General features: G+C 68.8%; 8 protein-coding genes. 4 read left to right on the plus strand and 4 right to left on the minus strand.

Annotated elements, in window-relative coordinates; translation table 11 throughout:
* Positions 1 to 21 precede the first annotated feature (21 nt).
* The gene (locus QHF84_RS35450) at positions 22 to 816 is read left to right on the plus strand and encodes a methyltransferase (protein ID WP_281317945.1); all 795 of its coding nucleotides are present in this window, start codon (positions 22 to 24) and stop codon (positions 814 to 816) included.
* Here QHF84_RS35450 and QHF84_RS35455 read toward each other — a convergent pair.
* The 3 genes from QHF84_RS35455 to QHF84_RS35465 all read right to left on the minus strand — a co-directional run bounded on the left by QHF84_RS35455 (position 806) and on the right by QHF84_RS35465 (position 4,983).
* The gene (locus QHF84_RS35455; RefSeq protein ID WP_281317946.1) at positions 806 to 2,170 is read right to left on the minus strand and encodes an NAD(P)/FAD-dependent oxidoreductase; all 1,365 of its coding nucleotides are present in this window, start codon (positions 2,168 to 2,170) and stop codon (positions 806 to 808) included. The genes QHF84_RS35450 and QHF84_RS35455 overlap by 11 nt on opposite strands.
* On the minus strand, positions 2,167 to 4,110 hold the full coding sequence (locus QHF84_RS35460) for a LodA/GoxA family CTQ-dependent oxidase (RefSeq protein ID WP_281317947.1): 1,944 nt from the start codon (positions 4,108 to 4,110) through the stop codon (positions 2,167 to 2,169). Before QHF84_RS35460 ends, QHF84_RS35455 begins: the two co-directional genes overlap by 4 nt.
* Positions 4,111 to 4,314: 204 nt before the next feature.
* The gene (locus QHF84_RS35465; protein WP_281317948.1) at positions 4,315 to 4,983 is read right to left on the minus strand and encodes a hypothetical protein; all 669 of its coding nucleotides are present in this window, start codon (positions 4,981 to 4,983) and stop codon (positions 4,315 to 4,317) included.
* Between the two features lie 351 nt (positions 4,984 to 5,334).
* Between QHF84_RS35465 and QHF84_RS35470 the strand changes: the two genes are divergently transcribed.
* The 3 genes from QHF84_RS35470 to QHF84_RS35480 all read left to right on the plus strand — a co-directional run bounded on the left by QHF84_RS35470 (position 5,335) and on the right by QHF84_RS35480 (position 10,740).
* Entirely contained in the window at positions 5,335 to 7,524 is a 2,190-nt protein-coding gene (locus QHF84_RS35470) for a S9 family peptidase (RefSeq protein ID WP_281317949.1), read from the plus strand.
* Positions 7,525 to 7,636: 112 nt separating this feature from the next.
* Entirely contained in the window at positions 7,637 to 9,637 is a 2,001-nt protein-coding gene (locus tag QHF84_RS35475; RefSeq protein WP_281317950.1) for a TonB-dependent receptor, read from the plus strand.
* Complete coding sequence (locus tag QHF84_RS35480; RefSeq protein ID WP_281317951.1) at positions 9,634 to 10,740, plus strand: HmuY family protein; 1,107 nt, start codon at positions 9,634 to 9,636, stop codon at positions 10,738 to 10,740. Before QHF84_RS35475 ends, QHF84_RS35480 begins: the two co-directional genes overlap by 4 nt.
* A gap of 15 nt (positions 10,741 to 10,755) precedes the next feature.
* On the opposite strand, the gene QHF84_RS35485 is transcribed toward QHF84_RS35480, so the two are convergent.
* Entirely contained in the window at positions 10,756 to 12,660 is a 1,905-nt protein-coding gene (locus QHF84_RS35485) for a serine hydrolase domain-containing protein (protein ID WP_281317982.1), read from the minus strand.
* Positions 12,661 to 12,678 lie beyond the last annotated feature (18 nt).

The following is a 12,678-nucleotide window of genomic DNA, read 5'->3' on the forward strand; positions in this document are numbered from 1 at the left end:
TGTAGTATCACCCCGGAAACCGTGCTCACGTACACTGGCGACGCCACCTACGACCTCGCCCTCTCGATCGCGCTCGGCTTTGCTCTGTTCGTCGCGATCGCCGCGTGGTTCGTCCCCTCGCCGTATGGCCGCTTCGCGAGCCCGCGCTTCGGCGTCGCGCTCGATCCGCGCCTCGGCTGGTTCCTCATGGAGCTGCCCGCGACGCTCTCGTTCCTGTACTTTTACATTCGTGGCCCGCACCGCGGCGAGCTCGTCCCGCTCGTCTTCCTCGGGATGTGGCTCCTCCATTACGGCAACCGCGGCTTTTATTTCCCGCTCTCGATGCGCGTCCCGAAGGGCCAGCGCTCGAGCTTCGGGCTCCTCGTCGTGGGCACGGGCGTCCTCGTCACCACGATGCACGGCTATCTCCACGCCGATTTCATCACGCGCCTCGGACCCCACTACGGCCCCGAATGGCTCACGGACCCGCGTTTCCTCGTGGGTTTCGTGATCTATTACATTTCGCTCGGCCTCACCCTGCACTCGGACTCGATCCTCAGGAACCTGCGCACCCGCGAGGAAATCGACAGCGGCGAGCGGATCTACCGCATCCCCCGCGGCGGTCTCTTCAAGTGGGTGACGAATCCGAGTTACCTGACCGAGCTCACGGGCTGGGCCGGGTTTGCCCTCTGCACGTGGTCGCTCGCCGGCGTGTTCATCTTCGCCATCAGCGCGGCGAACCTCGTGCCACGCGCGTTCGCCACGCACACCTGGTACCGCCAGAAATTCCCCGAGTATCCGGCCGAGCGCCGCGCCCTGATCCCGTTCATCCTGTAGGAACGACGATCCCGCGCTCCACGAGCGCCTGCAATCCGACGAGCAAGCGTCGATCGCCGAGCGGCGCGATCACCTTCAGCGCCGAGAGCGCCTCGTGCGCGGGCCGCGGGCTCCGGAGGAATTCGAGCACCCGCTCGATGGCCAGGATCGGCAAAACCCCTTCGATCGGCGCGATCAACCGCCGATCCGGCTTGCTCCCGTCCCAGCAGAGCGGCTCCGTCGGATCCAGCCCGATCGGCTCGTTTTGCCAGTCCAAACCATGGCGCCGCATCCAGAAGAGCGAATCGGGCCATCGCTGCTCCGCGCGATAATACTGCAAACGTCGATCGAGGTGGCCCGCGAGCCACGAAGGCGCATCCGCCGCCCCCGCCGGCGCCACGTCTTCCGCGCCCTCTGCGAGCGCGCGGTCGATGTCCGCGGCCGCTGCGAGCGCCGATCGCAGCCCCCGCGTGACCCCATCCCCGGCGAGCGGATCGCCGGCGACCGACGCATCACCGACCGCGCGAAAACCCGGGCCTCGATCCGGCAGCATCATTCCAGGACAGGCCAGCACGATCCGCGGCGCGTCCTCGAACGTCCCTCCATCGGCGAGGGCCCGCGCGTGCCTCGTCCGCGCGAGCGCCTCCTGCAATCGTGTCGCGAGCACGGCCGGGCTCCGTCCGGATGCCATGATCTCGTCGTCGCCGTCCGTGAGCAGCACGAAGAGCAGGTTTCCCTCGGGCTGCGGCGCGACGTACCACCAGCCCTCCTCCACCGATTCGAGGAAGAGCCCGGGCTCGACCTCTCGCCCCGCGGGGAGCGAAAGCCGCCACAGAATGCCCACGGTCCGATCACACGGGATCCATTGCCGCGTGATGGGGCCCAGCGAGCCCACGGGCGCATAACGGCCGGCCGCGATCACGAGGAATCGACACGAGATCGGGTCGCCCCCTCGCACGAGCAATTGCCACGGGCCCGGGCCCCCCTGCACCTGCGTGACGCCCACGTCCTCGAGAATCGTCACGCCCGCCCGTTTTGCGGCGGCCACGAGCATTGCGTCGAACCGCGCGCGATCCACGTGAAACCCTTCGCCGAGCGGGTTCACGATGGACGAGCGCTCGACGATCTCGTCCGAGCCCCAGGCCGAACGCACGCCGCGATACGCCACGGACGCCACGGCCCGAAAATCGTCCCAGACCCCGAGCGTGCCGAGGGGCGCCGCGATCTCGGGCCCGAACGTCTCGCCGACGCGCGGACGCGTGAGCGGGAATCGTTCGAGGACGACCACGCGATGTCCGCGCGCGGCGAGCGCAATGGCGGCGGCGAGCCCGGAAGGCCCGCCGCCGAGCACGACCACATCGTAGGTTTGCGTCACGGGATTTGCTGCGACCGTTCGGTCTCGATTTGCGCGCCGCCCTGCTCCACGACGAACCCGAATTTGTACCAGTGCTCTGCCATGTCGGCCTTCGTCGATTCGCGATTGCCGCCGGCGAACCGGTCCGTCGGCCGGGCCCAGGGCACCTTCTTCGTCGCGCTCGCCGTGGGGTACACGTCATCGGGCCGCGTCGCGGGCCACCAGGCATATTGACCCTCGTTCGCGCACTCGTTGAAATCGGCTTGCCAGGGCAGCGCCATCTGCCGCGTGAAATGCCCGGGGCCGATCTTCTGGTTTTCCCCGACGTACTGGCTCATCGCGTTCAGGTCGAGCCGGAACGGCTCGATGTAGAGCGCGGCATTGCGGATCTGCCAGCTCACCTCCATCCCCGGGAAAAACGCGCCGCCGCTCACCGCCTCCAGGCTCGCCCGATCGAGCCCGTGCGGCGTGATCACCACCGCCTGCGACGCCGGCGGCCCCGAGGCGAACTTCCCCTGGCACCAGTTGCGGAGCAGCCCGTATTGCGTCCGCGTCACGGCCAGGCGATAAACCGCCTCGGCGGATTGCGGGTTGTACGGGTCGTCGCCGAGCATCCGCGGCATCGAGCCCGTGCCCGAGGGCGCCTGCGCGCCGAGCGCCGGCCGCATGCTCTGGAAAAACGTGCTGCGCGTCTTCGCGAACTTCGGGCTCGGATCCGAGAGCGTCGGCGACACGAGCGAGTCGTGCTTGCTGTTGTTCACGAGCGCCGTCACCCAGCGATACTCGAACCCGCGCTCGAAGATCGGCCGGATCTCCTTGTCGTAATCGGGCCGGTAGGACGGGAACTCCACGGGGCCGAGCGGATCGAACTGCGACGCGAGGATCGTGAGCCGCGCGAGCTCGCCGCCATTCGTGTAGAGGGCGTTGTCCTCCGGAATGGGGAGCTGCCGCACGGCGAGGTCGTAGAGCACGTCGTACAGCGTGACCGCGCTGAACACGCCCGGCGCGAAATCGGGCGGGCCCACGATCACCCACGCGCCTCCGGCCTCGTCCACGGGCACGTCGATCGTCCCGCCATTGCCGTCGTCGATCGTCACCACGGCCGTGACCGGGCCGTCCGACACGTCGTCGAACCAGTTGTCGTTGTTCGCATAGGAGACGAGCTCGGGCTTCGCCGGCGTGCTGTAATTCGCCCGGCCCTGCCCGCCGATCACGATGAGCCGCCCCTCGGCGTCCGTGCGGAGCTGACCGAGGTAATCGATCACGGGCTGACCGTTCGCGCCGATCGGATAAGCCTCGGCCGCGGGATTGCTGCTCGACCCGACCCGGAACTCCGACGGGCCCTGCGACGAGCCGCCGATCGTGCGGGGGCCGAAGTCGATCTCCAGCGAGCGCCGGTTTTGCACCGCCGCATTACGCAAGGCCCCCGGTGGCGTGGACTCGCCCGCCGGCCCCTGGAACCTATGGAACGACGCCTTCTTGTTGGCGAGGTGCGTGGTCCACTTGATCCCGACCACGCCGGGCGTGTCCAGGTTCACCTCCCGCACGGGCGTCAGGCGACCATTGATCGACTGGTATTCGTAGATGCGGAACCGCGCGGCCTGGGGCTTGATCTTCCCGTTCACCTTGTAGGGGGGCGCGCTCGTACCGGGCGGCGAGCCGAGCGGCGGCAGGCCTGGCACCTCGGGGCCAATGAAGAAGGTGTCGGGGTCGGCATTCCCGACGCGGGCGATTCCGATCGCCGGGTGGATCCGGTAAACCGGGGTACCACCGCCGCCGGCGGCGAGCGCGCGGCGCCCGAACACCGCGGCGATCATGCCCATGCTGCCGGCGAGGAAGCCTCGCCGTGTCGGGTTCGCGGCCGCGTCGATCTGGTAAAGCTCGTCTTGCGAGCCGTTCACCCCCAGCGTCCCCGCTTCGAGGGTCCCCCCGACGACAAACCCTTCGGGGATCCCTCGCACGCCCCTTTCGGTCGTGGGAGCCTCGCTCGTTGGAGGTAGATCGGTGGAGCGAACGGAGTCGACGCTGGGTTCGGCCATTCCAATAGGCTACCGGCCTCCTCTCTTACCCGTCAATCCGGGATCGAGAGCGGTGGCCGCGCCAATCTCGTGACACCATTGCGTGTGCCTGGGAGGGCACCGCTCGGTGTGGAATTTTGCGACGCCTCAAAAATACGGCCGGAAGAGCACCATGCCGTACGGCGCGGCGGTGTAGGCGCCGCTGCCGAAGGCCTGCGCCTGGGCGCCGGCTTCGAGGGCGAGGCCGAGGATGTCGGCGATCCGCACGCGATAGCCGACGCGCCCCGCGCCGCCGAAACCGTAGATCGAGTCGACGCCCCAGAGGAACGCGAGCCCGGCCGTCGCGCCGAGGTAAAGGCCGTCCTTGCCAAAGGGCGAAAACTCGACGCGTGGCCCGAGCGTGCCGAAGACCGCCGTCGTGTTCTTCACCCAGCCGCCGAACGGAGGCGGCTCGCAGTTGTTGCACCCCGCTTGCGGCGCGAGCCCCGGATCGAACGACTGGAAGGGCCCGTTGCGCCCCATGTTTTTCTCGATCGTCGTCACCTCGAAGCCAATCGAGAGCCGCTCGGTCACGTTGTAGCCCGCGTGCAGGCCGAGCGTCGCGGCCGCGTACTCCGTGGGGATCACCATCGGCACGCGCACGGTGTGGTAGGCGACGCCGCCCGAGATGCCCACGTGGAACAGGCGGGGCTTCTCGGGCACGATCGGCGCGTCCGCAGGCGCGTCCGCAGGCACGTCGGCGGCGCTCGCCGTGGAAGCGGTCACGAGGGTGGCGAGGAGCGCGAGCTTCGAGGCGACGATGAGGGAGATTCGCATGCGGTTACCTGCCTGTGGACCTGCACGGGGTCGCTGGGGGACGCGCATCCTGGCCGTCCCATGGGACTTCGTCCGGACGATCGGCAATGACCGTGCCCGGCCTCGCTCCCCTGGTAAAGCCCCGGAAAGTCCCTGACGCCTTGCGCCATTTGCGCGAATTGTGAAGCGCCCGTTGCGCAATTCGCGCAACCCGACCCCCGGCCCGTTGCACAATCCGGTCAAACCGTAGCCGACATCACACAAGCTCACGTTCCGCCCTCTGCGTCGTCTTCCTCGGGCGTGGTCGCTCGCGTGGAGTTTCCCGCGGCGATGGTATACGTTGCGCGCCACGCTCACCCGGGAAGAACCACGATGTCCGATACCCAAACCGACGCCCCGAAGGCCCTCGAAGCCGCCGAGGGCACCCTCGCCGTGGAGGAGGTCGCCCGCCACCCGCTGCCGGGTATGGCGATCCCCGATCAGGTTGCTTTCAGCCCCGACGATCGCCTGATCACCTACCTGAAGAGCCCCGAGCGCAGCCTCGTGCGGCAGCTCTTCGTCTTCGACCCTGCGACGAGGAAGGAAAGCCTCTTCGTCTCGCCGCCCGACGGCGGCACCACCGAGGAGAACGTCTCGCTCGCGGAGGCGCTCCGCCGCGAGCGGCTGCGCCAGCGCGAGATCGGCGTCACCACGTACGCGTGGGCGACCCGCGCGAGCCGCGTGCTCGTGCCCATCAAGGGCGATCTCTACGTGCAAGACGGGCCCGGCGCGCCGCTCCGCAAGCTCGTCGCGTCCGGCGGCGCGCCGATCCTCGACCCGCAGCTCTCGCCCGACGGCGCTTCCGTCGCGTTCGTCCGTGACGCCGAGCTTTACGTCGTCGACGCGGCCGGCGGCTCGCCGCGGCAAATCACCTCGGGCGCGCGGGGCACGGGCAAGACGCACGGCCTCGCCGAATACGTCGCGCAGGAGGAGATGGCGCGGCACCACGGATACTGGTGGTCGCCGGACGGGAAATGGATCGCGTTCGCCGAGGTCGACGAGACGCACATCCCCATTTATCGCATCGTCCACCAGGGCAAGGCCACGACGGGCGCCGAGGCGGAGGAGGACCACCATTATCCGTTCACCGGCAAGGAGAACGCCCGCGTGCGGCTCGGCGTCGTCTCCGTATCGGGCGGCGCGCCGGTCTGGATGGATACGAGCTACGGCGAGGAGGTGTACCTCGCCCGCGTCCATTGGCTCGCGGGCGGCAGGCTCGTGGCGGAGCTCCAGAATCGGACGCAGACCTGGCTCGAGCTCGTGGTCTTCGACCTCGCGACGGGCGCGCGGACGCGCCTCTTGCGCGAGGAGACGAATGTCTGGATCAACCTCCACGACCTCCTCCGCCCGCTCGCGGACGGCGGATTCTTGTGGGCCTCCGAGCGGACGGGGTATCGACATCTCTATCGGTACGACCTCGTACGAAACCTCGTCGCCGAGCTCACCCGCGGGGCGTGGATGGTCGACGACGTCCGCGGCGTCGATGAAAAGGGCGGCTTCGTCTATTTCACGGCCACGGCCGCGGGCCCGCTCGAAAGCCACCTCTATGCCGTGCCCCTCGAAGGCGGCGAGATGCGGCGCATCACCACCGAGCCCGGCATGCACGTCGTCACCTGCGACCGCGCTTGCCGTCGATTCGTCGACGTCCATCACGCGAAGGATCGCCCGCCCACCGTAAAACTCCGGTCGATCGAGGACGGCGCCGTGCTCGCCACGATTCATGACGAGCCCGATCCTCGCATCACCGCGCTCGGCCTCACGCCGCCCGAGCTCGTCTCGTTCCGCGCGCGGGACGGCGAGACTTTGTATGGCTCGCTCTATCGCCCGCCGGCGCATTTCGGCAAGGGCCCCTTTCCGACGATCGTCTACGTTTATGGCGGCCCGCACGTGCAGCTCGTGACGAACGGCTGGAACATGACGGTCACGATGCGCCCGCAATGGCTGCGCAGCCTCGGGTATCTCGTCTTCATGGTGGACAACCGCGGCAGCGCCCGGCGCGGGCTCGCCTTCGAGGGCGCGATCAAGCACCGCATGGGCTCGATCGAGGTCGACGATCAGGTCGACGGCGTCCGCTGGCTCGTCTCGCAGGGCCTCGCGGATCCGGCGCGCGTCGGCGTTTATGGCTGGAGCTACGGCGGGTACATGGCCGCGATGTGCATCGCGCGCGCGCCGGAGACGTTCAAGGTCGCGGTCTCCGGCGCTCCGGTCACGCATTGGGACGGCTACGACACCCATTACACCGAGCGGTACATGGGCATGCCGTCGGAGAACACGCGCGGCTACGAGGAGAGCAGCGTGATGCGCCACGTCGAGGGCATCCGCGGCAAGCTCATGCTCGTGCACGGCCTCATCGACGAGAATGTTCATTTCCGACACACGGCGCGGCTCATCAATGCCATGATCGCCGCCCGCAAGCCGTACGACCTCCTCCTCTTCCCGGACGAGCGCCACATGCCCCGCCGTCCGCAGGACCGCATCTACATGGAGGAGCTCATTCGCGATTATTTCGTGCGGAACCTCTGAGACACAGCCAACATCAGAAGCGGGGGACCGTGCGCGAGCGGACGTCCTCCGCTTGTTCTTGACTTCTTCAGCGCGTCCGTCTAGAAGTTGAAAGTCACTTTCATCTACGCAGATGAGACTTTCGACCTCGGCCGTCCTGCTTCTAGGGGCCGCGCTGCTGCCTCCGGCGGCGGCGCGCGCCGAGGAGCCTGCGCCGAGCGGCAAGGACAAGGACAAGGGCGCCGAGGTCGTCGTCACGGGCACACGCATGCCCGAGCAGAGCCAGCGCGCCACGGTGCGCGTCGACGTCGTCACCCGCGAGGAGGCCGAGCGGCGCGGCGCGACGAACGTGGCCGAGGCCATCGCGGGGCAGCCCGGCGTCCAGATCAATCCGGCGGCGTACGGCGACATCGGCAATCCGAGCGCGATCCAGATCCAGGGCCTCGACAAACAACGCGTGCTCGTCCTCGAAGACGGCGAGCGCGTCATCGGCGACGTCGGCGGCGCGATCGATCTCTCGCGCATGCCGCTCGGGGACGTCGCCCGCGTCGAGGTCGTCGCCGGGCCGATGAGCTCGCTGTATGGCACGAGCGCGATCGGCGGCGTCGTCAATGTCGTCACGGGACAACCCCTGCACCCGGGCTTCAGCGGGCGAGCGCGCCTCGAAGGTCGCAATCGTTACGGGGTGATCGCCCAGGGCAATGCGTCCTGGCGCGGCGAGCGGGCCTGGGCTTCGCTCGACGGCAATTTCTACCGCACGGACGGGGTCTCACTCCTCGAAGACGCGGTCGACCTCGCGATGCCCTCGCGCCTGCAAGGAATGGTCGGGCTCCGGGTCGGCGGAAATCTGAATTCCCGCACCCGCCTGCAAGGCCGCGTGCGCTGGATCCACGACGCCTCCGAGGGCCGGCAGAGCCAGGTCGTCCCGGGCCTCGGGACGTACCGGATCGACCTGCCGCAACGCACCGATCGATTCGCCCTGCACCTCGTCGAGCTCGTCGATCTCGGCCGCGGCGGGGCGCTGCGCCTCGCGCTCGGGCAACAATGGGCATTCGACACGACCCAGAAGGACCGTTACGAATCGCCGATCGACGAGACCCGTGACCGCGAGGCCTCGCTCTCCAGCCTGGAGGCGACCGGCACGTTCGCGGACGGCCGGCGCACCTGGGTCGTGGGCATGCGCGCCGAGGTGGAAAAACTCTCGCAATCGCTCACGCGCGCCGAGCTCATCAGCGGCAGCGTGCAAACGAAGACGATCGAGGAGCTCGTCCCCGTCACGCTGGGCAGCGTCGCGGGGTATGCGCAGCTCGGCTGGAAGCTCTTCGATTCGCTCACCCTGCTCGCGGGCGGCCGCGCGGAGATGCACCTGCGTTATGGCGGCGTCGTGGTGCCGCGGCTCGCGCTCTCGTATCAGCCCTGGCCGAGCGTCACCGTGCGGGCCTCCGTCGGGCGTGGGTTTCGCGCGCCGGCGGCGAAGGAGATCGGGTTCGCCTTCGATCACGGCGCCCTCGGCTACCGCGTGCTCGGCAATCCCGACCTCGGCCCCGAGACCTCGTGGGGCACGAGCGCGGACGTGAGTTATCGTGCGAAAAACGGCTTTCTGGTCCGCGGCAGCGTCTTCGCGAACTGGATCGACGGCCTCATCGACATCGACATCCGCCCCGCGGCGAGCCAGGGCGGCATCGACGATTACACGTACCGCAACATCGGCCGCGCGCGCACGTTCGGCGCGCAGATCGACGGCTCGTACACGCTCGCGGGCGTGCTGCGCGCGGAGGCCGGGTATTCTTACCTCTGGACGCGCGACGACGAGAACCAGCGCCCGCTCGAAGGCCGCCCGCCGCATACCGTGGTCACCGCGCTCCGTGCCGATTTGCCGCTGCGGCTCGAGCTCGTGCTCCGGTATCGCATGGTCACCGACGCCTTCCTCGACGAAGGCTTGCGCACGCCCGGCTTCCAGACGATCGACGCGCGGATCGCGCGCCCGATCTTTCGCGGGGCCCGCGCCTATGCCGGGGTGCTCAATGCGCTCGGCGTCCAGAAAGACCCGAGCCGATTGGGCGACCAGCGGCCGGTCCAGGGGCGGACCCTCTACCTTGGCCTCACGGCCGACTTTCCCGCGGAGGAACCATGAAACGATCATTTTTGGCCGCAGCTATTCCGCTCCTTCTTTGCGCCTGCAGCGAGGAGGTGGGCAAACCCTCCACGACCGGGCAGCAGCCCCCGGACGGCGAGGACGGCGCGACGCTCGAGGTGCCCGTCCCCGCGCAGGGGCGCGTCTACGTCGCGCTCGAAAAACCCGAGATCGTCGTGCCCGAGGGCGACGCTTCCGCCTCGACGGCCTGGGATCTCGCATTCGAAAAATACGACGTCTTCACGAACAGCGGCGCGTCCGGGTCCGGCGAGGGCGGGGCGTTCGGGCCGCTCGACGCGGCGACGTACGCCGACGGCATCGCGCCGGCGATCCCGTTCATGACGAAGGACGAATCGGGCGGCGCGTTCCGCGATTTCTGGGCGTACGACCCGAGCGTCCACGTGCTCTGGGTGCGTTATCACGTCTACGGCGTGCGCGACGGCGACAAGCAATGGAAGGTGCAGGTCCTCGGGTATTACGCCGAGCAGCAAGGCGCGCCGGTGGCGGCCATTTATCGGGTCCGGTGGGCCGAGGTCACGTCCGCCGGCGTAGGCCCGACGCAGACGCTCTCGGACCTCGACGGCACGGCGGGCGGCTCGCAGGCGCCCGAGGACGCGCCGAGCGAATGCCTCGATCTCGGCACGGGCGCACGGACGAAACACACGCCGGCCGAGGCGCTCACCACGAAAGATTGGCACCTCTGCTTCCGCCGCGCGTCGGTCAGCGTCAACGGCGAGCTCGGCGGGCCGCGCGGCGTGACCGCGGTCGATCTGCACGCGGCCGAGACGAAGAGCGAGACGCTCGACATCGTGAAAACGCGCACGGACGACTCCGAGCTCCCGCGGTTCGACGCGGTCGGGCATGCGGAGCTGTCCGATCCGAAGCTCGTCTGGCGAGGCGATCGGATCTTCAGCGCATTCTCGGAATACTGGATCGATCGAGCGGCGGAGACGCCTGCGCCGACGGACGCCACGTGGCTCGTGCAATCGGCCGCGGACGGCGTTTCGCGTTACCTCCTGGTCTTCGACCGCTTCGACGGCCCGACGGCCGACGGGCCGGGCAAGGTGGTCCTGCGCGTCAAGCCGGAGGGCGTCGTGCAGTGACGAGCGAGTGCGCGCCTATTGCGCGCACCGCGCCGCCTCCCCGGGCACCGGGAAAAACCCCACGCCGTCGATCTTCTCGGCGCCCGCTTTCCGCGTGACCTCCACGGCCACCGGATATCGCTCGCACGAGAGGCCGAAGCTCGCGCGCGCAGCGCCGTCGCCCCCGATCACGTCGCCGATCCGGCACGCCCCGCGAATCTCCTTCAGGCTCGCGAGGGATGCCTTCATCCGCCCGAGGTCCACGCTCGTATCGAAGAGCTCGGCCGCCGCGGCGTCGTCCCATCGATTCACGAGCCGGACGAGTTTGTCCCCGCCCGATACGAGCGCGCTCGGCGGCGGCAGCACGTTGTGGAAATGGAGGGATTGGATTCGCGGCGGCGAGGTCGGCGCGAGCGTGAGCGACACGCCGATCCATCCTTTCTCGCATCCGAGCCGGAACGTGCCCCGGAGCGCGTTCTCCGCCTCGATCGTCCCCTCCTCCCGGCACGCCCCGTGCGCCGCGCGGAGCGCGTCGAGGTCCGCCGCCCATCGCGCGCGTGGTTTGTCGAGGTAAAGCGAATCCGCGAAGATCGCGTCCGCCTCCGCGTCAGACCATTTCGCGACGAGGCGGCTCGTCGCGTCCTTCGCCCGCGCGAGCGCCTCCGAGGGCAAGAACACGCGCGGCTTCAGTGCGCCCGTCTCGTGCAGGCGCCGCAGCGCCTCACGCGCGATGCGCCACATGGGCGCGTACGTGAGGTTCGACATGGCGATCACCCCGACGCCATGGTCGGGCAAGAACTGGATCACCGACCCGTACCCGGGCAAACCCCCGGTGTGCGAGACCCCTCGCGAGAATTCGCACGTCTCGAACGTGCCGAGCCCGAACGTATAACCCGTCGCGCGCACGGACGGCGGCTCGTCCCCGAGCCCCGGCGAGGCCCAGAGCCCGGTCGCGCGGCCGATCTCGTGCATCTCGCGCAGCGTGCTCCGCCGGACCGGACCCGCCTCCCGCTCGTCGCGCGGCGGCCAGGCGGCGAGGTGATAGGACACGTACCGCGCCATGTCGGCGAGCGACGAATAAAGCCCGCCCATGGCCCCGAACGCGCCGTGCGGCAGGTTCACCTCGGGCACGAGCGAATCGCCTTCCTTTCGATAGCCGCGGGCGAGGTGCTTCGTTTCGACCATCCGCTCGTCGAGTACCGTCCGGTTCATGCCGAGCGGCGAGAGGATCCGCGTCCGCAGGTAGTCCGCGTAATCGATCCCCGAGACGTTCGTGATCACGCGCCCGAGGATCGCGAATCCCGTGTTCGAATACTCGAACGTCGAGCCGGGGGACGTCGAGAAGGGAACCCCCTCGCGCAGCATCTTCGAAAATTCGGCGTCGGACATGCCGAGCTGCCGATCGCCCCAGGGATTGTCCTCGGGGAACCCGGCGCCGTGCCCGAGGAGGTTCCGGAGCGTGATCGGCGCCGCGTCGCGCGTGGGATACCGGAGGCCGGCGAGCTCGGGGACGTATTTCGCGGCCGGATCGTCGAGCGAGAGTTTTCCCTCGTCCCGGAGCTGCAAAACGGCCATCGCCGTGAAGCTCTTCGTCAGCGAGGCGATCCGAAACACGGAATCCTTGTCGACGGGCGCCTTCGTCTCGACGTCGGCCACGCCGAATCCCTTGGCATACGCGAGCTCGCCGTCGATCACGATCCCGACGGCCACGCCGGGCAACCCCCGGCGCCCGACCTCGTCCGCGACATATCGCTCGATCGCGGGGAAAGCCGCGGCGAGTTTCTCTCTCCGCTGCGGATCGAGGAACACGGGCGGCTGTATCGAAGGGCGGGCGAACTGCATGTCGCGGCCCTCGACCTTCGCCACTTCGGGCGGCTTCGAGGATCCGCAGGCCGAGGCGAGCAGCGCAGCGAGAGGCAGAATATGGCGGGCTGGCACCATCACGGCGCATCTTGGCCC

The sequence above is a fragment of the Polyangium sp. y55x31 genome, from assembly GCF_029946505.1.
Lineage (GTDB): Bacteria > Myxococcota_A > Polyangia > Polyangiales > Polyangiaceae > Polyangium.